Genomic DNA, 22369 nt, shown 5'->3' with positions numbered 1-22369 from the left:
GTTAGTCGGCACCTTGAAGGGATATAGGGTTTTTATGATTTTCACACAGTTTATTGGCAGTCCTACCTTTCCAGCTATTTACCCGACTTGTCTTACAGCGTAAGCTTATGCACCTGCCATCACTCAACCCGTATTTATAGCGTCTACCTATTCCGCCACCTTGCATATAAAGAAACGCCCTAGACTTAATCCAGGGCGTGCCTCTTACGAGGTAGTATATCACGACTAGTCAATTTCAGTCAATAATGTTATGCTAAAAGATTACATCCCAAGAAATTTCATATACTCAGGTGTTTTTTTTTCAGGCTTCTTATGGTTTCTGCTTTTACTTCCACCGCCTGGTACTATCCCACCATCTAACGGCAAGGGTTCCTTATGATGCAAATTCGGCGGATGCTTGGAATAAAACTGCTCAAGGGCCTCATCAGGCGGCAGGGCTAAAAACCGCTCAGCCCACGTTCCCCTGACGTGCGGGATATCTACACCAAGATCTGTTGCAAGCTCATCTTCTTCAAGCTCACATACTGGTTCCGGCTCAGGCTCTTCTTCTGGAACATATGTGCAGACTTTGTTTTTCCAATGAGCACATAATTCACAGTCTGTCCATCCGTTTGGGCATTGCCTTATTCCATTTGGGCAATTCATAACTTAAACCTCCCGTAGTCTGCCTTGCCCCTATAGACACACCTTCGATATTGCCTACACTCCTCACATTTTTTCTGAGCAAATATAATTGGGTTGTAGCAGGCCATAGGGTTGTCTAATGACTCTCCTTGGCTATAAAATTTTGCTTCTAAAGCGTTTATTTCAGCTTCAATAACTATTGCTTTATCAAGATACTTTTCAAGTTCTTGCCTTTGATAGGCAATTTGCTGTAAAATATCTTCTCGCGAATTCTTTACACCTTGATCCGACATTCATTCCACCTCCGCCATTTCTCTTCAAGCTCATCTAGTCTTAGTATTACTTCTGGATCTGTGAAGCGTCTGAGCCTCAATCTCTCCATTTCATTTTGTTCAACTTTCGGCATGTAGTATGGGTACATTTTCATCTGCCATTGCTTCCAGTGCTCTCGCCAGTTTGCAGATTCGTGAGGTCCTTCTCTACCTTGGTGATGTGCATAGCAAAGGGTGACTATGTTTTCCACGCATGCGATTCTGTCTCTGGCTTCAGAACGCAATTCAATGTGATGGTGATTCGTATTGTATGAACTTCCGCACCCGGGATGGAGGCAAACGCCACCATCCCTTTCATCTACCTTTTTATAGGCATTTTGAAGCAAACTGCTAGGGCTTGGCACTTACCCGCAGGCACTCCAGCCACAGCTTGTATTAATGCATTGTGCGCAACCACCGCCGTTAACGGTCCGATTTCCGCAGTCTGGGCATTTATCGCTCATGCCTTCTTGCCTCCGATCCTTTCCCACCTGCACTCGTCGATTAGTGGATATTTGCACTCGCCACTAAGTTCACAATCTTTGCATTGGCAAGCTTGTCCTTTGCATTTCCGGCATTTGCAGACCATTATCGATTTCTTAAGATCCACTATGATTTGCCCTCCCATTTCCAAATACTCAATTTACCTTTAGCCGGCACCGGATTATCCAGGGCCTTGATATCCTCCAGTATCCAAGCATACCGACCTACCGCATACTCCCCAAAATCATACTCATGGCCTTTAGCTGACTTAACCCGGTCAATAAATTCAGGAGTCATTTCGATACAATCAACAAGTTTACAAGTTGCAACTACTCTTCCAAGTGGTAGGTTATCTAAGCTTAACCCAGCTTTATTAAGCACCGTTTTAAAGGGTTCTTCGCAACATAATTGTCTGAGGTATTTTTTAAACCCCTTACTTGAATGAATTGCTAATTGCCCACGATACTCGGTTGACCAACTTCTAGTTTCAATTTTCTTGGTACCTATTGCCACAAGTGATGCCCATGGCTGCATTAGTGATATAGCCTTCATTCCCCAACCTCCAAAACCTCAATTTCCATCCGTTCATCTTTCGCATGTCGACAAGGTATCTTTTCAACCGTAGCTTTGTTAACCTGCCGATCATCAAGCCAGACTATCTTGTTACAGCCGTCCAAGGCTGACTTTAGATAATTGTCGACATCTCCATCATTACCCATAAGTGAAGATTTTCCATGTAAGAATACTTTGACATTTACGGATACAGGATTGATAATTGGTTCTTTGGTTTGGCTTAATGCCAACCATCCTATCTGCTCTTTATAAGCAAGGTACCTAGCCGCCTCCGGCTTAACATATTTCCCTCTGCCTGTCATTCTGACTGCCGGAATAGGACGGCCAGAGATTGTTATAAGCATGTTGGCTTCTCCAAAACAACTTCTTTATCGTGGATATTTCCGATTACCACAACACGAAAGTCGATAATCGTGTCACAAGTTAGGTCAAATGAAATATTGGGCTGACTACCACACCACACCATGAACCTTGCTAGATCTTCGTTCCAGATTATTTCAAACTCTCTGGTCCAACCGTTTTTGTTAGTAGCTTTAACTCTATCGCCTTCAAATATTTCCTTTCTGTCATGCCCGATGTTATTATCCTTAAGCCCTGTGTACCGCATGAGTTCAATTTCATCAAACTCATATTCTGCCGTATCTCCATTTCCATCAGTTAAGTCAACCTCAACCGTCTCACAATCGAAGCATATTCTTTCTACGGGTACTAGCCACTTTAGAGACTTGATATACGCTTTAAACTTAATCTCCCTACTCATGTTCATCCTCCAATAGTTCATCTTTCCAAAGGCTAATGTTTATTATCTTCCTACCGCACTCTGGACAAAAACTCATACGATTTTCGCTAGGACCATCCTCGGCAAATATAACTACAGCAGTGCATTTTGAACAACTCCAATTCCCTTCATCATCCTCCGACCATTCGCAGGTTCTTTCCTTTAGGTCTTCAGGAGACAATCCAGAAGATTCGTATTGGCCTAACCTATTTCTGAGTTCGGCATGTCCTACTGCCATATGATAGATAAGTGTTATAGGGCAACCGCAGTCCATGTGCTCTCCGAATTCTTCAACAGAGGCATCAATATCGGTATTACACCTTTCCATGCATTCCCTTTTGCAGTAATCGACTAGGCTTAGATCTCCTTCTCCTTCAAAATCGCGAAGGAAGACTTCCTTGTCTTTGATAACCGTCATATTGTGAAGGTATTGGTAATTACCCTGAGGGTTTTCGGTAACTAGACGGATAAATTTTCTATTCACTTTTATCCCTCCGTCATTAATCTAAACTCAGTATTATTTCGTATCGATTTCGCTATTGCCCTTATAACGTCATTCATCACAAGAGCTTGACTGTTCAGTGATTTTCCGCAATAGTCTATGATGTTAATGTCACTGTACTTTACACCTACGTCATCCAAGAACTTGCTTACCATCAGGAACATTTCTTGCTCGGAAAATTTTGCGACTTCATGAATCATCGTGAACCGTCTCAATAGTGCCGGATCAATCATATCTAGGCGATTAGTGGCACCTATAAGCACAGTATCATTCCTGACGCAGTCCAATGCTTGCATGAGTCCTATAGTTACCCGTGCCATTTCCCCTACATCTTCCTTGCCTCTTTTCATCCCAATGGCATCGACCTCATCAATCATAAAAACACATTTATGGTTTCCGATGAATTCAAAGGCTTTGTTGATGTTTTTGGCTGTGCTGCCTAAGTAACTACTGATGGCGTTTGAAAAATTCATATAAGCAAACGGTAAACCGATCATATAGGCTAGATATCTTCCGAAGAGTGTTTTTCCTGTTCCACTTTCTCCGTGAAGCATCAACGAATTAAGATACCGAATGCCCATTTCTGATAGCTTTTGACTTGTCTCGTACATTCCCAGGACTTCTTCTGTGACCGCATCTTCACGTTCCGAGAGGAAATATCTGTTTTCATTGAATGTCATTGAAACATCTTCCATGAGCAGAATACCTTTTATGTCATGGGGTAATTCCATTAAGTTGAGCGATGATACTTGGAGTTGATTTAGAATATATTTGCAAAACGGTCTATTGGACTTAGTACTGTCGCTTTCAGTGATAACTTTTACCCATTGCTTTGCTTCCCGTATATCATTCATGGCAACTGCCCTAATAAGGTTCCTTACCTTGTCGTTCATACATAACCTCCTATACGAAAATCACCTATCTCGTCAGGTCCTTCTCCAGCTTCGCTGCCCCCAGAGCTATCACTAGCGAGTTGTGCTTCCCTCTCAAAATGTCGACTACTGCCTCCATGTAGAAATATCTTTCCTCGGCAATATTTAGAGCGCTTTCGATAGTTAAGTCTGAGTCTCCAACCTTCCGCTTTCTTGCAAATTGGATGGACATAGCCTCGCGTTCTTTTTGGGTACCTGTAGCAAGCAGGTAGGATTCCGTCTTTGTATCCTTCCAGAGACGATTTGTTCGCTCGAAAGCTGTTTTTGCTCTTGCTAGGTCGAACCGAGCCTTGGAATATAGGGTATCGATCAAGCTCTCTAATCGTGTTATATCCGTTTTGTCCGGTTCTGCCGGTACTTGAATATTGGCTATCTCCCGTTCGTAGCTCCTCATCTTTTCCGCCCAACTGCTGTCTGCCATCAGTTACCCTCCTCTCATCATTAAGCTCGGTTCCCCGAGCCATTGGTGGAGGACGGTTGTTCGCTTGTATTACTGAGACCTTAACGGGCTGTCTTCCGAACGCGATACACTCTTCCTTGGTCTCCATCCAGATATCAATTCGATACCCTTTGATGTCTTTGCCGGTATCAAGGGCAATTACTTCACCTATGCCCTCGATAATTAATTTGGTACCTAATGGGATTACTTTGGGGTCTACAGCCACTATGCCTATACCTGCAGGTTCTCCGTGCTTTGTAGGACCTTCAAGGCAATACGCTGTGGCCGTAAATGTCTGCATCGCTAGATGCGTTAAAAGAATTGCTACTAAGAGCAATTACCCTTGTTCATGTGAGTTTTTCATCCCCACACCACTTTCTTTTTAATATTCATTTTCCGCATCCAATCATAGAAACGTGGTTTACTAATTCCCAATCTTTCTGCAGTTGCAACGACACTTGCCCCATCATTTAGCATTTTGAGTATTACTTCTTTTGCCGCAGCCCCGTATTCTTTTTCGGCATATGCGAGTTTAGGAGGCTTTGCGAAATAGCATTCCAATGTGCAATATCCGCGGTTTCTTCTTCCATCTTTACGTTGCAGCAAACTTAATATTTTACCGCAATTTAGACAACGAGTTGTTTCCGCCATCATTTGTTGTACTTCTGGAGGATATTTACCGTCCGCTGCGTATGTTGTGCTCCTTTTCATAATCTTCCTCCCGCTAAGCATCAAAATTTGTTCTAATTTCTTCCCAAGTTTTTGGTCTTACCCATATATCGTTCGCGCTCATCTCCCAAGCATTTTCAGATGCAACTAAAAGAGCGTGTAACACTACTTCTCCCATGGCTCTGCCCGCAGGTGGTGGTACCATATTTCCGATGGCCTCCCGCCATCTTTGGTCTGAGTTACCAGCTAGCGTTAAGGGTTTTCCGTTTATTATCACAGGAAGACCCTGCAGTGCCGCCAGTTCCAGTGTTGTTAATGGCCTGTGCCAAGTACCATCAAGTGAAATAATAATGGGAGGTGGATCTAATGTTTCTTTGTCACCCGGAATTCTCGGATCTGCTACAGCGGCAACAGCATTTGAACTCGTAACACTCGCCGAACCAGTAACGGTTGATATAGGTTCATTCCATTCAGCGACTCCATAGAGATTTGGACGTGATTTGAAATTTATTCTTGGATCCGCGATGGCAGATGCCCCAGAATGTATATCACCAGCTCCAATAACCGTTTTCCCAGGCTCATCCCATTTCTGTACTCCCATCATCCCGGAACGTGGTTTGCATCCAAGACGTGGATCTGCGACCGATTGAGCTCCGGATTGAATATCTGCCGTTCCAGTCACTGTCGAAGCAGGCTGTTCCCACTCGAGAACTTTGCGCTTATTTGAATACCCTCCGCCCACTCTAGGATCAGCAATACAGATAGCTCCATTATTCGGTCTGTGCGCCCCCGTTACGGTACTTGCTTCCTTCTCCCACTTGTTTACTTGGTAAATGGCCGTGTGGGTGCTGCCCTTGAATCCTGTCCGAGGATCTGATATTGCAATAGCTCCGCTCCCAAACCTTGTCCCCGTTACACATGGTCCGGGTTCGTCAAACTTTACTACCCGATAAACTCCCGGGTGCCTACCTTCTCGTTCTGTCAACCGTGGATCGGCAATGTTTGATGCCGTGGATCCGTTAGCCTTCGCTCTTCCAGTGACCGTATGTCCAGGTTCATCCCACTGTTGAACTCCGAAGGATCCGCCACCTCGAGGAATGTGTTCAAGCCGATATTCTTCTGGTGCAATCTTCTCAAGATCTCTCCAATCCCCACCAGCTGGGATTAGCGCCAATCTAACCCAAGTTTTCCACTGAAGTTTTGGGAGTCGGTGTAATGGCCCCATGCTTTCAGCGCCTGGTAGCGGTAATGGTCCAATAACCTCTCCAATCGCCCTTACACGCTGTTTAGTCGGCTGGTAGATAAACGAATCCATCTTAGCCTTATTTCTAGCAATGAGAAGGTATCTTTTTCGATGCTGTGCTAGCCCGCCGATCTCTCCGCAATCATGGTCTCTATCGTCAGTTACGTAGCCGTAAGACTGGAGTAAACCTTTTATGGTATTAAGCAGCTTTTCTCCCCTGGTCCTTATTCGCGGGACGTTTTCCAGAAGAATCACGGCCGGAAGGTCCTCTCTAAAAGCTTCTAACGCCAAGAATATTCCCCTCGTGACTAACCGATTAAGTGCCTGATATTTAGCGGTGTCCGCCGAAGCCTTCGGTAGTAATCCGCTGAAGCCTTTGCAGGGAGGAGAGAGAAATATTACATCTGGACATTCTCCCCCGGCGGCAACCATGATGTCCTCCGGAGTAACCTCTCTCCACTCGGGTGATGGCTCATGGCCATGGAAGTCGATATAGTCCCTGCGCTCAAACAGGTCCATGCAAACTGCTTTGCTTCCAGTTATATACTCATAGTCCTCACAAGCTTTGGGATCCACGTCGATGCCTGCTAATGTCCGGAACTTGCCCTGCAGACCTTTCCATTCACCTACAGCTTGTTGGAACCCTAAACTTCCTCCTCCTATTCCGGCAAATAAGTTTAATACTTTGAACTCCTTAATATCCTCATCCCCCAACTGCTCTTTTTCTCTTCTTGTAATCTGCTTGTTTCCTTCGGGCACGTTGTCTCTTTTCTTCTACGGTAGTTGGAATGCCACGCCACTCTTTGATAAAACCATCCACATTAGGCTTAACTCCTACCTCGGTTGCCTCGTCCCATGCCCAGATCATTAGCCTTAGGAATCGGCCCATTTCCTTTGCTTGATTAGGATTGAGGACTTCACGATAGTTAGTGCTCATGATTTGTTCGACTCCCGCGTCTTTTAAGCTCATTGATTAACTCCCTGGTGCTTGCCTCTTGGAGCTTTTCTTTACGGTCCAGATATGCTTTAGGTTTCCGGTCCTTTTTGAGACGCCTAGCTTTATAATCTTCTGGCGTTGGATCGAATAACTCGAAGCATGCCCAATTCGAATAATCAAATTTGTTAAATACGATCCACCACATATTGTTAATATTGTGGTAAACTCTTCCGCGCCGTAGTCTGCCATCGAAATACCGGATATATTTGATCTGTCCGTTCTGGATAACCTTGCCGTCTCGGTCAGTAATGTTGTATGAATATTTGGAGCTTGAGCAGACATAATCTCCTAGATTAAATTCGGACGGATCCTTAAACTTAACGCCAATGGTGCACGTGACAATGTGTTCTTTGATACGATCTTCAGACAGCTTATATACGGGCTTGCTTTGGTTTTCGTAACCCAGGTTGACAAGTAATTCTGCAATATGTCGGCATTCATTCAAAAACAGAAGCTTAATGAGGTATGGCATCTTTTCATATTTATCAAAGTCGTGCTCCCCACCATGTGGATTCTCAAAGACGATGTTCTGAAAGAACTCAATCTTCCATCCCACAGGATATCGCTCAGCTTTAAATTCCAAATCGCCCTTGTGGCCGTACCAGTGATCCTTAGTTAATATTTTGTAATGCTTTTCAATTCGCGGATCTCTACCGACTTGAAAACCTCTATCCTTCATGAAATTTAGAACCCTATTCAGAATCGGATAATGAGGCTGCTTTTTACTCCATCTGTCTGCAACTTTAATTCCGTTATAGAAATTGATCGATGCTGAATCTTGGAATATCTTGAATGTGTGTTGACCAGATTTTTCACTCACGGCTTGTCCTCCTCACAGATAAAAGTTCTCGTACTTACCCGAAGTTTTACCAGGCGTCTTATCACCTGGAGTCTTATTCCCTATCTTCGGTTGTTCTTCTTTAAACCTTTTAAGAACCCATCCAGTACCAACCATCGTATGATAATCTGACTTATTTGGTTTTTTACCCTTTGTTAGGTACCAGTTATCCAGAATGGAAATCATATAATTTACTTCTTGCTCTCCATGTTGAGTAACAAGTTTTTGGTATTCATCATCAGAGAGAAGAACTTTTTCACCAAATATTTTTTTGACAGGTTTTGCTTCGCTCTCCTTACCTTCTCCTTCACTTCTCCTTACCTTCTCCTTACCTTCACGCAGATTTTGTCCGACAAGTCCTGACTTGTCATGACTTGTCATGTCAACATCAACAGGGTCCGGGTAATCACTCTTGTACTGCCTATCTTTACGCAAATTTTGGTATATTGAGAAATTTGGGAATTGAATATACATGTTATCATCAACCAAATACCACAAAATGAGCTTTTCGAAGGCTAATTCTTCCAGTGATTCCCGTATCTGTTTAACCGAAACCTTCTCTTCATACGGAAAAATCATGCCTTTGATTACTTCGGGGTCACCTTCCATGCGCCCTAGGTCATCCGTGTTAGGTATCAGCCAAGTAAAAAGGAGTTTAGAGAAGGTGGAACACCTGGCAAGTTGCTTGCAATATGAAATTTTCCAGTAGATCATTCGTCCTTTTGCATTTCGGCTTGCCATTTAATCACTCCGATCCACCATTGGAGACCACCAAACAGTGTTAATGCCGTGTTCCTTGCAGGCTAACCAATAGGTATGGTCCCTAATATTAATCGACTCGCCTAACTCCAACATTTCCAAGACACATTTCTTTGCGTCTAAAAACACTTCAGTACCCGTAAAGCGAATTGGAGTATAGCCGTGTCTCAGTAAATATCTTTCTCTCTTGTAATCAACTTCGCGCTGCTCTTTGGTTTTGTGATACTCATGGCCGTCTATTTCTATAGCGCAGCATCCATAAACAAAATCAACCTTATATATACCGACAACAACTTGTGATTCAAGATTGTAAGATATATCTGTTTCCCCGGTTTTCTCAATTATGTTGTAGGCATTAAAAAACACTTCCTCAATTTTGTTCATAAAAATAACCACTTACCATTTTCTAAACTCAAAATCATAACTCTACCCGCATCGGCAAAATTAGGGCTTCGATATCATCACTATTTGAAAACTTTACTGCATCTAATGGACCTTTAAAATGCACTGTTATTTCCTCTAAATCCGTGAACATAGCAAGAAGTTCTTCAACCCAAACTTTGTTTATAGCGATATTTTTGTTAAACAAAACATATATCGGAGTCTCTTCATCTTCTTGCTTTTTACCATCTTCAATTGGCAGGCAGGCCTTGTAGTTCTTGATAACTTCGCCACGTTCAGCCTGGTCTAAAAATTCCTGAACTTGACCATTATCAAATACTGGCGCACAATCGATTGCTTGGTTTCCAATCTTGCGACGAATAAAAAACTTTCCTTCGTCTTTATCAAAGATGACATCCTTACCGATCAATTCGTTAGGAACTGAAGTCCAGATTTTAATTAGCCGGTGAGTATCGGTTGCCATAATAAAACTGTCAAAGCAACTCACAAAGAAAAACTGAAACCTTTCAAGACTATAGTCGGGAACAAATGTCCAAGCTTTTTCGAATGCCTCCTTGAACTCTGTTTTTAATTCAAATACAACTTCATCTTTTGGTATGAGATCTAAAAACTGCTTTCTAAGCATCGCCTCACGCTTTGCCTCACGCTTTGCCATAAGCTCGGGAGATGCCGGTTCATAGTTATTGATTAGATAATCGCTATGGATACAACCGGCACAATAAACACCCGAAATATCTTCGTAATTCTTGCATTCTTCGCAGCAAACATCTGATACATAGACCATTTAATTTACCTCCACTCTTCTATGATTTTGAAACTATCTCAACGGCCCAAATTACCGCGTCTCTTTGATGGGGCTTGAGAGCTGGGTGGATTTCCTCTGGAGAGACTTCTTGTCCAAGCTTTATGCTTTAAAACAACAATGTCCCATACTGCAGGTCTTCGAGAAGGTTTTTCTTCGGCGTCAGCCTATCGAATGCGCAGGGCCGCATATCAAGCAACCAGTCATGCTCTAGAGCGTTCAGCTTTATGTCATCACTGATCGCACAGGCGAATGTCTTAATTTCCTTTGCCATGCCATACCTCATAAGTGCCTGCCATTTGTTGGGGTAGTGCTTACGTAGGATTTCTAGATTATTTCCTTCATACGCCAGGCCAGTCCCGCAGGTATAGCAGCCGTTGCGCTCGAAGAGTTTATTACCGTCAGCATCCGTCAGGTCATACAGAGGTGCATATGGGCAATTTCTGGACCGAATGTACTCCCAGATATCCTCATCAGTGAGAATTGACAGAGGGTTAGAATATAGATAGCCGTCAGCTGTCCTGTAAAGAAATCCATAGTCGAGAAAGGTGAATGTCCGGCGGCGCGATTCGCTTGCTAAAAGCCCCCTGAAAAGCGTATCGCAGCCGAGTTTCTTTTGAAGTTTTTGCGAAGGCCGTTCTTTGATAAAAACACAGCATGAATGAGAGATGCGCAAGTCGGGGAATTTTCTGAGAATCCCGTAATACTTTTCGTTCCCCTTCGACTGTTCCGAACTGTACTTTAGAAATACGTTAATGTTGATCCGGGGCGCATCAAGTTTAGTAGCATCTTTACCGAGAATCGGGAACCCATACTGCTCCGCGATGAACCAAAAGCTGACCAGCGTCCCGGCTTCCCAAACGAGTTTCCTGCGACGAAAATCTTCCCACATCTCAGGCGTTACAGCTTCATTCAGCTTATCAGTCGAAAGCAAACGGCCTTTCTTATTCAGGTATTTGCTGACTTCGCCGCTTTCCTCGATCAGCGACCAGACTTCTTTTTGGGCTTCATATTTCAGCCGTGGGATCTTCAGCCGATCAAGCTTTGTTTCGTGAAAGTTCTCGCCGCCCCACTCCTTACCGAGCTTCCGAGCAAATGATAGGCTCTCTGGATACTCAACACCGGTATTGCCGAAAATTACAACCATGTCTTTGGCTTGCTCCGGACAAGTTTCGCGGATTAAATGCCATAAAGCGGTTGAGTCTTTTCCTCCGCTGAAAGCAAGAGCTATTTTTTTGCCCTGCTTGAATGTGTCACGAATTATTTTTCTTGCGACATTGAGTTTAAATTCAAGAGGTAGCTCCCACATTTTTTGGAGTTGGGAGTATTTATATTTGCTTTGTCTTTTCTTGCCCATATTTAACCATCATGGGCCATCTGATCGTTAATGTGGCAGTTTGTCCCCTTGCAGTACCATTTTTTCTGCTTGGTAACATAAGACTCGTTCTTACGTTTCCGCTTATTCCACTTGCGTTCGCGGGTGAAAATTGTTGCCTCCATCATTTCCCCGGGTTGTTTCTCTTTACCGCAGTAAGCACATTTTATGGGGTCATTTATCTCAGCCATTTTTAAATAAACCTCCTCAAACTTGTCATTAAACCTAAATAACTCGCATAAAGTGTAAAGATTGCCTATATTTAAGGCTAAAAAGGGTAAAAACTATATGGTCAACTTTGTGACACTTTTAGCTTATGGGGTTTGTGAGGACCGTTTTGTGCTCGGTCCTCTCTCGTTTGTAGCACAGTTATCTCATCTGCTCTGAAAGCAAATCTACAGCCGCCGTGCTGGACTAGATATACTCCTCCATAACGTTTCTTTACGAATCCTTTCCCTAAAGGGGTTTTTACGAAGTCACCCGGCTTTAGCTGTTTCATGCTATCACCCTTGCCTTCGATCCTTCATCCGTCCGGTAAACCTCTATTCTTTGATCAAAAGCATCCTGGACATCCTCTTGATGACTGATAACTAAAATTAAATCAAAGTCCTCTCTGAGGGTATTCACGATCTGAAGGAACTGACTCCGGTTCTGTGCATCCAATGCCGAACTCGTTTCATCAAGAACCAGTGTCCGTATAGTTGCACCTGCCCTACGGGTTAAAAGCTTGCTTAAAGAGATCCTGATAGCCAGATCAATCATCATTTTTTCTGCCCCAGAATATGTTTCGTATGGCCTAACTCCTAATCCTGAGTCAGAGATTTTGATATCAAGTGTTTCCGTGACCTTAGCTGTTTTACTTGGCTTTTGAGTTAAGAGTTCTAGGGAGAACCTTCCTGATGACATCCTGGCCAGAAGATTATTTGCCTCTCGCTCAATTTCCGGAATGGAGTTTTCAATAATCACAGCCTGTATTCCGTTCTTGCCACATGCTCTTGCAATATCATTCCAATCCGTAAGATCAGCCGCTAACGAGTCTAATTTTGTTCTTGAATCAATAAGTTTGACATCGAGTTCAGTGAGCTCATCGATTGACTTTCTGATAGCACCTCGAGCAGCTTGCTGGTTGCCCAATTTCTCCCTGAGAATACGTATTTGGGATTCAAGAGTTGTTATGTTAAGGGATACTTCCACGGATTCTTTCGCATCATCTTCAAGTGACATTTTGTCTAATTCAAAACCGGTTATGGCATCTTGCTTTGCTTTAATTAAAATATTGATCTGATTTATTTGCTCAGTAATATCATCTTGTTTTTCCTTAATTGTTGTGTGGATTTGATCAATTTGATCTTGTGCTAACCGTTTGGATTCCTCTGCATTTTCCAAGGCAGGAGCTAGGCGCTCATAACGTTCGAGGTCGACTAATTTAATCTTGAGATCTTGATGTGATTTTTGGTCATATTCGAGAATCTCAATCTGAATATCAATTTCCATAAGTTTTGATTTCAAAGCTTCTTTTTGTTGCTTCAGTTCATCGGCATAATTACCGGTATCGAGTTTTATGGTCTCCTCTTCGAGCTGTTTATTTAACCCAGGAATCTTATCTCTGGCTTCCACTGCTCCTTTAATAAGTTGACAAGTAGGGTTTTGACATTCAAGGCCTTCAAGCGGCTTTGCTTGTTGTTTCGCGTTCTTGATCTGAATCTTGAAGTTCTGGATATTTGCTTCGAGTTTGGACTTTCCCTGATAAATTAATCCATCGATCTTTGTAACTTCAGTCTGGATTTTACTTCTCTCAAGCTCTAATTCTGAATTTGCAGCAGCTGTTTCATCCTGTTCTGATATTTGACCTCTGACTACCTTAGCTTCATTGGCAGATGATATAATTTTGTCTTTATTAGCTGTGAGTTTTTCGGTATCAGAGATTCTCTTTTCAAGCGATGGAATCTGGTCCTTTAGCTTATTTGCGTCTGATGTTTTTCTCTCAAGTAACGGAATCTGATTATTTAAGTCGTTAATCTCCTTTTGAATTCCAGCTATTTGAGTGTTGATATCCATGATTCTGATCTCTGCAGCCTGAAGGTTAGCTCTCTTCTCTATGAGTTGGTTTAGAGCAGTCTCCTTTTCTTTTAACTGGTCTTCAATGCTTACTATTTCAGCTTCTACAGTGACAAGTTGTGCCTCTAAAGTTGGTTTATTTGCAGTTCTGGTCTCTAATTCCTGAACTTGATTTCTAACGACTTTCAGGTCTACTTCGGTCCCCTTCGCTTTTTCTTTCGCCTGGGACTCATATTCTGAATAAGCATCCAATCCAAGAATGTTTGCTAATGTTGCCTTCCGCTCAGCCGGTTTCTGCTTGGAAAACTTATCTGCTTCACCTTGAACGACAAAGGCTGAAGCTATAAATCCCTCATAATCCATCCGAAGCAACTTCCGGATGCGCTCTTCCGTCTCGGGAGCTGTCGCTCCAGATTTACTTTCCCATTCGCCATTAATAAGCTGTTGAAGCTCCAGACTGGATTTACCACGTCCATTCGTGGTCCTGTTTCGGATAACACGGTACGTATTTCCTCCGAGTTCAAAACTCAATGCTGCTGACATATCGGTCTTTCCAAGAGTTACATAATCGTCTATCTTGTCTGCCGATCCGCGACCGAATAATGGAAATGTTATCGCATCAATCAACGTTGATTTTCCGTTTCCGTTCCGCCCGTTAATTAGGGCAACTTTTAAAGCTGTAAGCTCAATTGATTCACTTAAGTAGGACCTGAAGTTACTTAGATCCATTGATAATGGTCTCATGCTACTACCTCCAGTTCTCCAACCTTCGTCATCAGTCGTTCTTTTCGAGACTTAAGGTCCGGTTGTTGCTCAAAATACCTCCCTATAGCCTCTGGGATAGACACGTGCTCAGTCATTTCGGCATCTCTTGCTCGGGTCTCTCGCTCGACTTCGATTTGCACTCCGGCCACGAAACTGGCACCCGCAGCATAAAGCTGTTTTGTGATTTGAGCTGCGCTTATTGATTTAGCAGTATCGACATCAGTTTTGATTGTGACCTTGACTACAGCTCCAGTCACGTCTGGAATATCATCCGGGGTCAAGTTGATTTGAACAAATGGACGTGTGTTCAGGTCGACAAATTCCAGGCTGTATAATTCTAGATCTGCTATAATTACGCCCTTTGGTTCCATTTCACCAAAGTCTACCCGCTCAATTGACCCCGAATATGCGACTGGAGGTTGATCTGGTGGGGTGTAGATAACCTGGTGTCTATGCACGTGCGCCAGGGCCACGTAATCAAACTGTGGAAGGGCTACATCATGGAGTGCAAAGATAGGTTCCTGAGCCATCATCATAGAACGCTCACTGCCATTTATGGATCCTGATACCGTACCGTGGAGAGTTAAAATCGAGTGAAGTTTTGGATCGAGTTGATCAGCCAGATAGCGAATGATCTGTCCTGCTTTATCGGCCATGATGGAGTTAAGTTCATCAATTGGAGTATCTTTAAATTCGTCTTGTTGAAGGAAAGTAGATTTTGAGAACGTTGGCATCGTGACTACCTGGAGTATCCCCGACTTGGTTGGGACCTTTAGAATCTCAGGTTTATTACTTGTATAGGCAATTCCAAGGGACCCTATTAGGTCAACTGGTCCTATGCTTCCATCACCATTTAGATCATGATTCCCAACAATCATAACCACTGGAATTGGATTAAAGCTTTTTAGCCAACTAATGAAATAGCTTAATAATTGTGGGGTTGGCTTACGGTCCTTGAAAGCATCACCAGCGAATACTACAGCATCAACATCTTGTTCGACTGCTATATTTTTAATCTTAACCATAGTCTCAAGCCAATCTCTCAGTCGGGAATTCATCCCGCTTTCATCGTCTTTACCATACTGGAGGCCTGAACCAAGGTGTATGTCACCGCAGTGTAAGAGTTTCATTTACTTGGCCCCCTTCTTTGTTGCTTTTTTCTGACACTCTAGACAAAGGACTTTGTTATATTTCCGTTTTGAAAAACTTGCAATTGCTTCATCTGTGAACTTCTCAGTAGATTCGATTACCCTTCCGCAATCATCGCCCTCGCAACTAATTTTTGATTCTTGTTCTGTATCCTCAACTTGATCTTCAACGTGTAACATTTCATCAAGATCAGGGTCCACATGGATATCTGTATTAACTTCATGAAGAATATCTTCTTGAACGTCCTGGTCCATGACTGGTGTTATGTCTTTTGCCCCTTGCTTTCCGCCAAACAATTGTTTTATAGCTGCTTCGACTTGGGAATTTGTCGCTGGTGAACGATATCCGACTACAGGAATATGGACCTCTTCCTTGAGAACAGCCTTAGTTCCATAGTCATCCTTAGTGACTATATGCATTTCCCATGGTAGTTCAACTTTAAATACACCTGTTGCCCGCTTAATAATCCGATTCTTAGCAACTGTTATCGCTTTTTTTACTCCCATTTCCCTCAGGTGGAGAATCTTTTGGTAGATATTCATTTCAATCTCAGGGTCAAGCTTGAGAGTAAATACAGGCTTTCCATCTTGATAGATAATCTCAGTTGAACACTCCTGATAATTAACCCATTTCTTTTGCTTGTTTTCCCAGACATAATGGCCTTTAAGATCTTTAGCCTTCAATCTCATTGCCTCGTGAAGCAACGGAAAGTTCAGCGTTACGACATCCGTCTCCTGTACCCTCTCTCCGCTGGCATTGTAATAAATTCCTCCAACAATGACGCTCACGATATCACGTGTATTTTCTAATACCTGGACCCCAACGAAAGATACATTCACAACTTGATTCATTTTGGCGTAACCAGGTGCCATAATACCGTACTCAGCAGGTTTATCTGCCTTTGGAAGTGATATCTGATACAGATCCTTGGTCACGTTTATCATGGCTTCAACCCGTTCTAATTGACCGAAGGTATCACCGTTGCGCTTGATATCTGGCAATTGAAATACCGCTAATTGGTTTGACATTACGCTACCCCCTTAACCAGTTCCACGAGGGCCAAGGTAATTCTCAACTCCGTCTGAAGGTTATTGAGAGTCATCTTTGCTGATTCCAGGGAATCCTCTGCGTCTGCTACGTTCTGACGGTCAACAACTGTGTTTGCATACATTTGTGCTGATCTAATTTCAGCATTCTTACCGTCAATAAGACCGTCGACTATAAGAGAATTCTCCGTAAGTCGAAGCTCATCCTTAGCATTCACGAGCTCACGAGCAGCCAGATATACCTCAGAATTAGCAGCTACTATGGATTGTTTCAAAGCCGTTAATTCAACTATTAATTGTTCGCGCATTTGCTATAACCTCGCTTTCAGTTATATAATTGGATTGACTAATTTCCATGTGGGTCTCTGTTGGCGCAGAGTCCTTTTCTTTTTGTACTTCCCCGTATTCGGCCCAGATACTAACCCTTGCACTTTCTATAACTCCATCTGCTATATCACCAAAGGAATAAAAATCACTATGATCTACGTGATACTTCCGAATATCCGTTATGGTCAAATCTGGCAATGCCTCTGCAATCGTGTTCAACACATTTTGTCCACCGTGGATATTCACATCAACATAAAATGCGGGAGCCCCATTTCTATCCTTATGAAAAATTTTTTTGTCAGCGATAGAAACGGATCCAGTAAAATCAGGATGATGTACAAGTGCCTGAATCCTCTCCCTGGTTAATTGTTGTAGCAATTCGCTTTACCTCCTTACTGATATTTAATTAGGACCTCGAACTCCTGCGCTCCAAACTGCAAAGCATCCTCCCGACTCTCCATATACAGGTCCAGCTTATCCTCGGTTATAGCTCCCCCACGATCTGTGACCGTGTAATTCCCAAGCCCGGGGATATGGATCTGGGTACCAAACGGGATACTCTCAGGAGCCGCAATGGTCCGGCCCTCCTGGACTGGTTCGCCGGATGCTGTCACACCGCGGCCGTTCATGCCTCTGTCATTTTTTGTGTACGCTGTCACGGTTACCACCCAGCGCTCGACCTGAGGTTTACTTCGGCTAACCTTGGGTTTAACCCGCGCACTGGGTTTAGGTACTAACTCAACCAGGTCAATCTGTTTCACAAGGACCGGTACCCGGGGCTGTGGTTCGTAGCTTTGCAGGCTTGGTAATGCTAAGATAATCAAGATCAGTAAAATCCTCTGAATTTTTGACAACTCCTTTACGGGCCAAACGCTCCACCTGAGAGCAAGCTAGGGCATATCGGCAGCGACTAACATTTCTTAATCCGGTGCAACCTCCGCAGGTCTGCAGGTGGACTAAAAATCGTTCGTATATGCTCATTGCCACCTCCTCCTTTTTGGCCTGGGATGCGTATTTCTCCAACGCATGTATCGTTCATAGTGATTTGGTTTAGTGAAAATAGGGGTATACAAATTCCTAGTCGTTCCGCGTGCTAAGTAGCCGTCTTTGAGCTTTTCCTGCACGACTCCGCAGCCAGGGGTTTTACAAAAGGTTACCGTTTGACCAGGCTCAAAGCGGATAACTTGTCCGCATAAACAAATTGGGACCAGCATAAGGCCTCACTCCTCTGCAGTTTCGGTGACCTCATCCAATTCGATTTGCGACTTTGCCAGCGCAATTGCCAGCATATATGCTTTCTCGTGCTTGGTTCCTGCGTGAGTTTTATGCACAGCCTCTTCGAATTTGTCGATATCACCATAGAAGCAACCACAAACCACGTGGATTTGACCGGCCTTAACTCTGAAAAATGTTGTAAATCCATCACGTGAGCCAAGGGCTCCAAGCTGGAATAGGTGGGTTGACTTTTCGACCTGAGCATTGCCGGACACCCGAGCATCGCCGTACACCCAAGCATCGCCGGACACCCGAGCATTGCCGTACACCTGAGCATTGCCGGACACCTGAGCATCGCCGTACACCCAAGCATCGCCGGACACCCAAGCATTGCCGTACACCTGAGCATTGCCGGACACCCAAGCATTGCCGGACTGATCGACGTTTTCTTCCTTCTCGATATAACCGCCTAGTTCACCAGCATCAACGTCACCGAACTTTATAAGCGCCTTGATTTTAAAAAGTTTAATCCCGAAAATATTTACAACAAACTCACTTGTTAATTCAAACTTTTTCAATCTAATTTCTCCTCTCTTATTTACGCAATAATCCCAGTAGCGATAAATATCCTCCGAGCTTTAATGTAGAGCCGAAACGACCGGACCGAGCCTGCGAAACTGTCTATTCCGATGGGATCGAGTTTAACTGGTATATCCCCGGCAGATTGTGCTATACTATGATTAAGTGTAATTTTTAACGTGTCTGTCGGGCATTGCCGTGCCTGGCAGGCCTTTTTATTTGCTTGCATTTAGGTTGTCACCTCCAGCAATTCCGGGTTTTCGTAGATGTTCCCAATGACTTCTAAGCGTGGTATGAATGTACAAAGCGACATTCCATTAAGCTTGAACATTCCGCCTTCGAATCTAACAACCCCTTTACCCCATCGCGTGTAAGTGTCGCACATATCCCCCTCATAGATTTCCTTGCCGTTCTTATCACGAAGGCCGGTAAATTGCAAATAAGTTATTTTTGATCCGTAAGGAGCCAGCGGCTTAACTCCACCTCTTGAAAAAATATCGTTAATATATCCGTTGAACTCGGGCTCACTACTCATGTATGGAGGAATTTTCTCGATATTTGGCTCAATCCACGCCCTGAACTTAATCTCTCTCACGGTTTCACCTCGCTAATCAGATTCGCCAATAATGCAAGGGAATTTTCGACCAGGTTCCTCAATGATTGATTTCCATGAAGTCATTTGACCTGTTGTCTCATCGTGGACATCATTTTCGTCTATTTCTTCATCTGGAACCGGTTTTATTTCGAATCCCTCTTCGAGAAATGCATTGTCGTAGGTGTCGAGCATTAGCATAGATGCCCCCACAATGGATTCCGCTGCTGCCCACATTTTTGCATCACCGGTATCTAGGCGATAAACCTTAATCATTTGCTTACCTCACTCCCTATTCCGCTTCCGTGACTCCCGTGCCATCCTGCGCCGGGCCTTGAGGCTTGCCCACTGCTTACCGGTTAGGCTGCGGGGCTTGGTGCTTACAGGCTCGCTATTGAGTCTTGCCCTTGTGCCGTATGGCTCGACTAGGCTAGACATGAGCATGAGTTCTGCTAGGCTTGGTTTCATGGTTTTACCTCGCTTTCATCTGGCATCAATGCCTTTATTACCCTCAAAACATTTTCGGTGTCTCTTCGATACAAATAAGCGCTCCCGGTTGCATTCGCCACGTCAACCATATCTCCAAGGATTTCAGCAGTTTCTTTGCATGCTGTTTTGAGATTTTCAAGCTGCAGCTTTAGGCGGTCTTTCTCGGCTTCGAGCTTTCGGATGATTTCACAGGCCTTTTCTCTGGCTTCGTTCACGGCGTCTTCCAGTGGGCATTCCTTAGGGCAATCTCTAAATCGTTCGTCCATGGGTTTCACCTACTTTCTCAACTCTATCCCCTTGCCATTCGTCGCAATCATTTTCGAACGCGCATCCCGGACAAAGTCGCACCCCGCACCCGGGGCAGAAACAAGATTCGGATGTAAGCGTGTAGCCGCATATATCGCAGGGAAAATCGTTAGGATCTGGCATTGACTTCACTCCCTCTCCCACACTATCTCCCGCCCGGACCGGCGGCGGTGATCGGTCAAGGCCTGTCCACAGAATGGACATTTTGATTCGCCATAAGTTGGCTCTTTACACGTCGGACAAGTCGGCACTCGGTACGGCTTATCATCTATGCCGACGAGCTCATTGCCAAGTATCCATTCCGTAGGTGTTTCAAGTCTTTGAGCAAACAGACTATATAGGGATTCTGGCATTTCGCTACTAATGACAGGAGACTCGATTTCGTAAAATGGTTTACAGTCTTTCGGTTTATGCCCTGGGAATATATCGTTTATGTCGCTGATGAGGCCAACGCTGAATTTGCAGCCATCAATTTTTGCGTAGACTTTGCTGTGCTTTGTGGCTTGGATTTCGATTCGGCTCACTTTATCCATCTGGTATCTCCTTTACGGCAGTGCTTGTCCAAAACATCTCTAAAAAGTCGGGGCTTTTAACCACTCCCCCTGCTCTACGCAGGGATTTTTTGTGTGTCAAACGTCTGCGTGGAGTAAATCGTTAAACTCAGGTCGTCGCTATCGTGTCTAAGCCACTGTACAGTCTCGCCGTTTTGGCCGTCTCGGATCGGCGATAACTGCACCTCTACGCCGACAATGCGTTTGACCGCTTTAACGATCGGCATCATATCGGCATCGGTTGTGCCGTGAACATGGATACCACAGTAATCTTGTCGTTGACTGATATTAATGCTCCCTACCTTCGGCATGGCTTTGAGTTGGAATAAGTCCAGGATCTGTTGATCTGTGAGTTGGGGCATGGTTTGCTCTCTCCTTTCGGTTACAGGATTCTCCTCTTTTCTGTCGAAGTTGGTAGGTATTCAGACTAACCAAATTCAGACGTAAGGAGGTGATAATGATGAATTTGACGTTTAAATGTGATTGCGGATCAACCATGACTCTGGATTTCAAAGCTCTTCAATTAAGGGCGGCGCAACAGCGAAATTTTGAAATCCGTTGCCAAGCATGTAGCTCAAGACTCGACAATACTGTTGCCTATCAATTATTTGAGCTCATTAAGGACTATCAACAGTACGAGCAAAAGTGGGAATTTGAGTTCAAGCTCACTCCTAAAGAGCCACAAACCTAGACCGGTACATTAGGGCTTCGTTGGTGTCTTCGAGTGCCTTATAACACTCGTCATAGGTCATGCCCTTGCCGGCGAATAGCTGAATAACCTCTTTTGCAATCTCCTTACGGGCTTCATGTGCTGGACTGTCGCTGTTCCAGATATGAGACTCTTGAGGAGATTTTAATTCTGCTCCCTCTTTCACTCATTCACCCCCCCTTTCCTACGCAATCTGCTCCTTTCGGTTTTAGGCTGACTTGAGGTACTTCTTGGTGAGAATATCCTTGATCGCGTAATAATCATTACCCAGCTCAAGCAAAACGCTGATCTTGTTCGTAAGCCTGGCAATACGCTCCATTTCGTCAGAGGTCATGTACTCAATTGCCTTTGCCTTCTTGGGCGCACCGCGCTCTTTGCGTATCTGCGCGGCAGTTTTGCTGGTTACGATCTTGTAGGCCAAGTCAGTGTATAGCTTAAAATCCCATTTGCTGTGATCAGGATTTTCTTGGATTACGTCCGTCATCTCGCGGCGTATGGGTTTTATGCCTTCGCGCCATAGGTGTCGCATCTGAAGTTCGGTTCGCATCTGGTAGAATTGGCGGACGAGCTCCGTCTTGAATTCCACGACAACAGGCGTGTTTTTTAAAAATGTAACCAGTAATGTTGCCTGCTGCTCATTAAGTTGTGTAATTTCCTCCGGGCGGCCACCGGTACTTTCTGTCTCATATGCGACCAAAAGTCCAAAGGTTTCTAGTTGTTGCCTGTGTAATGAGATTTGCTTTTTAATGTGTCTGTGACCAACACCAGTGAATTCAGATATTACTTTTGAGGTCGTATAAGGTACTGCCTTAAGGCAATTCGGTTCGAGAAAGACCAGCTTGCTCATGCGCCCCTC

General features: G+C 44.0%; 34 protein-coding genes and 1 pseudogene. 1 reads left to right on the top strand and 34 read right to left on the bottom strand.

Features of this window, described 5'->3' with window-relative positions:
• Nucleotides 1-261 precede the first annotated feature (261 nt).
• The 32 genes and pseudogenes from DESYODRAFT_RS05355 to DESYODRAFT_RS05195 all read right to left on the bottom strand — a co-directional run bounded on the left by DESYODRAFT_RS05355 (nt 262) and on the right by DESYODRAFT_RS05195 (nt 21166).
• A complete protein-coding gene (locus DESYODRAFT_RS05355; RefSeq protein WP_007780409.1) occupies nt 262-645 on the bottom strand; it encodes a hypothetical protein in 384 nt (127 codons plus the stop codon).
• A complete protein-coding gene (locus DESYODRAFT_RS05350) occupies nt 642-917 on the bottom strand; it encodes a hypothetical protein (RefSeq protein ID WP_007780406.1) in 276 nt (91 codons plus the stop codon). Before DESYODRAFT_RS05350 ends, DESYODRAFT_RS05355 begins: the two co-directional genes overlap by 4 nt.
• Before the next feature lie 627 nt (nt 918-1544).
• The gene (locus DESYODRAFT_RS05340) at nt 1545-1970 is read right to left on the bottom strand and encodes an ASCH domain-containing protein (RefSeq protein ID WP_007780403.1); all 426 of its coding nucleotides are present in this window, start codon (nt 1968-1970) and stop codon (nt 1545-1547) included.
• Nucleotides 1967-2335, bottom strand: a complete 369-nt coding sequence (locus DESYODRAFT_RS05335; protein ID WP_007780400.1) for a RusA family crossover junction endodeoxyribonuclease — start codon at nt 2333-2335, stop codon at nt 1967-1969. The genes DESYODRAFT_RS05340 and DESYODRAFT_RS05335 overlap by 4 nt, the downstream gene beginning before the upstream one ends.
• Nucleotides 2326-2751 (bottom strand): YopX family protein, encoded by a 426-nt coding sequence (locus tag DESYODRAFT_RS26485; RefSeq protein ID WP_007780398.1) that lies wholly within the window; start codon nt 2749-2751, stop codon nt 2326-2328. The genes DESYODRAFT_RS05335 and DESYODRAFT_RS26485 overlap by 10 nt, the downstream gene beginning before the upstream one ends.
• Nucleotides 2744-3253, bottom strand: coding sequence for a hypothetical protein (locus tag DESYODRAFT_RS05325; RefSeq protein WP_007780395.1), 510 nt, complete (start codon nt 3251-3253; stop codon nt 2744-2746). Before DESYODRAFT_RS05325 ends, DESYODRAFT_RS26485 begins: the two co-directional genes overlap by 8 nt.
• A gap of 2 nt (nt 3254-3255) precedes the next feature.
• Nucleotides 3256-4164: an ATP-binding protein gene (locus DESYODRAFT_RS05320; RefSeq protein ID WP_007780392.1), complete on the bottom strand. Its 909-nt coding sequence runs from the start codon at nt 4162-4164 to the stop codon at nt 3256-3258.
• Between the two features lie 25 nt (nt 4165-4189).
• Complete coding sequence (locus DESYODRAFT_RS29010) at nt 4190-4624, bottom strand: hypothetical protein (RefSeq protein ID WP_007780390.1); 435 nt, start codon at nt 4622-4624, stop codon at nt 4190-4192.
• A 79-nt stretch (nt 4625-4703) separates the two neighbouring features.
• Nucleotides 4704-4943, bottom strand: a pseudogene (locus DESYODRAFT_RS29835) (3D domain-containing protein); the annotation flags it as partial.
• Between the two features lie 59 nt (nt 4944-5002).
• Entirely contained in the window at nt 5003-5353 is a 351-nt protein-coding gene (locus DESYODRAFT_RS05310) for a helix-turn-helix domain-containing protein (RefSeq protein ID WP_007780388.1), read from the bottom strand.
• A 13-nt stretch (nt 5354-5366) separates the two neighbouring features.
• Nucleotides 5367-7313 (bottom strand): DNA cytosine methyltransferase, encoded by a 1947-nt coding sequence (locus tag DESYODRAFT_RS05305; protein ID WP_007780385.1) that lies wholly within the window; start codon nt 7311-7313, stop codon nt 5367-5369.
• Nucleotides 7258-7524, bottom strand: a complete 267-nt coding sequence (locus DESYODRAFT_RS05300) for a hypothetical protein (RefSeq protein ID WP_007780383.1) — start codon at nt 7522-7524, stop codon at nt 7258-7260. Before DESYODRAFT_RS05300 ends, DESYODRAFT_RS05305 begins: the two co-directional genes overlap by 56 nt.
• Nucleotides 7481-8371, bottom strand: a complete 891-nt coding sequence (locus DESYODRAFT_RS05295) for a hypothetical protein (RefSeq protein WP_007780381.1) — start codon at nt 8369-8371, stop codon at nt 7481-7483. Before DESYODRAFT_RS05295 ends, DESYODRAFT_RS05300 begins: the two co-directional genes overlap by 44 nt.
• A gap of 12 nt (nt 8372-8383) precedes the next feature.
• Nucleotides 8384-9130 carry a hypothetical protein gene (locus DESYODRAFT_RS26480; protein WP_007780378.1) on the bottom strand — a complete coding sequence of 249 codons (747 nt, stop codon included), beginning with the start codon at nt 9128-9130 and terminating at the stop codon, nt 8384-8386.
• Nucleotides 9131-9532, bottom strand: a complete 402-nt coding sequence (locus DESYODRAFT_RS05285) for an endonuclease domain-containing protein (protein WP_042338241.1) — start codon at nt 9530-9532, stop codon at nt 9131-9133.
• A gap of 34 nt (nt 9533-9566) precedes the next feature.
• The gene (locus DESYODRAFT_RS05280) at nt 9567-10334 is read right to left on the bottom strand and encodes a hypothetical protein (RefSeq protein WP_007780374.1); all 768 of its coding nucleotides are present in this window, start codon (nt 10332-10334) and stop codon (nt 9567-9569) included.
• Nucleotides 10335-10461: 127 nt separating this feature from the next.
• Nucleotides 10462-11709: a phosphoadenosine phosphosulfate reductase domain-containing protein gene (locus DESYODRAFT_RS05275; protein ID WP_042338240.1), complete on the bottom strand. Its 1248-nt coding sequence runs from the start codon at nt 11707-11709 to the stop codon at nt 10462-10464.
• 2 nt (nt 11710-11711) lie between these two features.
• A complete protein-coding gene (locus tag DESYODRAFT_RS05270) occupies nt 11712-11918 on the bottom strand; it encodes a hypothetical protein (protein ID WP_007780371.1) in 207 nt (68 codons plus the stop codon).
• Between the two features lie 304 nt (nt 11919-12222).
• A complete protein-coding gene (locus tag DESYODRAFT_RS05260; protein ID WP_007780368.1) occupies nt 12223-14529 on the bottom strand; it encodes an AAA family ATPase in 2307 nt (768 codons plus the stop codon).
• On the bottom strand, nt 14526-15680 hold the full coding sequence (locus tag DESYODRAFT_RS05255) for a metallophosphoesterase family protein (protein WP_007780367.1): 1155 nt from the start codon (nt 15678-15680) through the stop codon (nt 14526-14528). Before DESYODRAFT_RS05255 ends, DESYODRAFT_RS05260 begins: the two co-directional genes overlap by 4 nt.
• Nucleotides 15681-16727: a hypothetical protein gene (locus DESYODRAFT_RS05250; RefSeq protein WP_007780365.1), complete on the bottom strand. Its 1047-nt coding sequence runs from the start codon at nt 16725-16727 to the stop codon at nt 15681-15683. It abuts the gene before it with no gap.
• The gene (locus DESYODRAFT_RS05245) at nt 16727-17053 is read right to left on the bottom strand and encodes a hypothetical protein (protein WP_007780364.1); all 327 of its coding nucleotides are present in this window, start codon (nt 17051-17053) and stop codon (nt 16727-16729) included. The genes DESYODRAFT_RS05250 and DESYODRAFT_RS05245 overlap by 1 nt, the downstream gene beginning before the upstream one ends.
• A complete protein-coding gene (locus tag DESYODRAFT_RS05240) occupies nt 17031-17450 on the bottom strand; it encodes a hypothetical protein (RefSeq protein WP_007780362.1) in 420 nt (139 codons plus the stop codon). The genes DESYODRAFT_RS05245 and DESYODRAFT_RS05240 overlap by 23 nt, the downstream gene beginning before the upstream one ends.
• A gap of 14 nt (nt 17451-17464) precedes the next feature.
• Nucleotides 17465-17833, bottom strand: coding sequence for a 3D domain-containing protein (locus tag DESYODRAFT_RS29005; RefSeq protein WP_242833537.1), 369 nt, complete (start codon nt 17831-17833; stop codon nt 17465-17467).
• Nucleotides 17820-18053, bottom strand: coding sequence for a hypothetical protein (locus DESYODRAFT_RS05230; RefSeq protein ID WP_042338239.1), 234 nt, complete (start codon nt 18051-18053; stop codon nt 17820-17822). The genes DESYODRAFT_RS29005 and DESYODRAFT_RS05230 overlap by 14 nt, the downstream gene beginning before the upstream one ends.
• Nucleotides 18054-18292: 239 nt before the next feature.
• Nucleotides 18293-18865, bottom strand: a complete 573-nt coding sequence (locus DESYODRAFT_RS05225) for a hypothetical protein (RefSeq protein WP_007780355.1) — start codon at nt 18863-18865, stop codon at nt 18293-18295.
• Nucleotides 18866-18885: 20 nt separating this feature from the next.
• Entirely contained in the window at nt 18886-19095 is a 210-nt protein-coding gene (locus DESYODRAFT_RS05220) for a hypothetical protein (protein WP_007780354.1), read from the bottom strand.
• Nucleotides 19096-19461: a YopX family protein gene (locus DESYODRAFT_RS05215; RefSeq protein WP_007780351.1), complete on the bottom strand. Its 366-nt coding sequence runs from the start codon at nt 19459-19461 to the stop codon at nt 19096-19098.
• Nucleotides 19462-19473: 12 nt separating this feature from the next.
• On the bottom strand, nt 19474-19734 hold the full coding sequence (locus tag DESYODRAFT_RS05210; protein WP_007780348.1) for a hypothetical protein: 261 nt from the start codon (nt 19732-19734) through the stop codon (nt 19474-19476).
• Nucleotides 19735-19922: 188 nt separating this feature from the next.
• Nucleotides 19923-20213 (bottom strand): hypothetical protein, encoded by a 291-nt coding sequence (locus DESYODRAFT_RS05205; protein ID WP_007780346.1) that lies wholly within the window; start codon nt 20211-20213, stop codon nt 19923-19925.
• A gap of 168 nt (nt 20214-20381) precedes the next feature.
• Entirely contained in the window at nt 20382-20786 is a 405-nt protein-coding gene (locus DESYODRAFT_RS05200) for a hypothetical protein (protein ID WP_007780344.1), read from the bottom strand.
• Nucleotides 20787-20860: 74 nt separating this feature from the next.
• Nucleotides 20861-21166 carry a hypothetical protein gene (locus DESYODRAFT_RS05195; protein ID WP_007780340.1) on the bottom strand — a complete coding sequence of 102 codons (306 nt, stop codon included), beginning with the start codon at nt 21164-21166 and terminating at the stop codon, nt 20861-20863.
• A 95-nt stretch (nt 21167-21261) separates the two neighbouring features.
• Between DESYODRAFT_RS05195 and DESYODRAFT_RS05190 the strand changes: the two genes are divergently transcribed.
• Nucleotides 21262-21495 (top strand): hypothetical protein, encoded by a 234-nt coding sequence (locus DESYODRAFT_RS05190; protein WP_007780337.1) that lies wholly within the window; start codon nt 21262-21264, stop codon nt 21493-21495.
• Here the strand turns inward: DESYODRAFT_RS05190 and DESYODRAFT_RS05185 are convergent.
• Together DESYODRAFT_RS05185 and DESYODRAFT_RS05180 are read right to left on the bottom strand one after the other, a co-directional pair.
• The gene (locus DESYODRAFT_RS05185; protein WP_007780335.1) at nt 21476-21679 is read right to left on the bottom strand and encodes a hypothetical protein; all 204 of its coding nucleotides are present in this window, start codon (nt 21677-21679) and stop codon (nt 21476-21478) included. The two genes, DESYODRAFT_RS05190 and DESYODRAFT_RS05185, sit on opposite strands and share 20 nt — an antisense overlap.
• A 42-nt stretch (nt 21680-21721) precedes the next feature.
• On the bottom strand, nt 21722-22360 hold the full coding sequence (locus tag DESYODRAFT_RS05180; protein ID WP_007780333.1) for a Rha family transcriptional regulator: 639 nt from the start codon (nt 22358-22360) through the stop codon (nt 21722-21724).
• Nucleotides 22361-22369 lie beyond the last annotated feature (9 nt).

This window comes from Desulfosporosinus youngiae DSM 17734, assembly GCF_000244895.1.
GTDB lineage: Bacteria > Bacillota > Desulfitobacteriia > Desulfitobacteriales > Desulfitobacteriaceae > Desulfosporosinus > Desulfosporosinus youngiae.
Note: the sequence above shows the minus strand (reverse complement) of the source record. Positions and strands in the feature narration are given on the sequence as shown.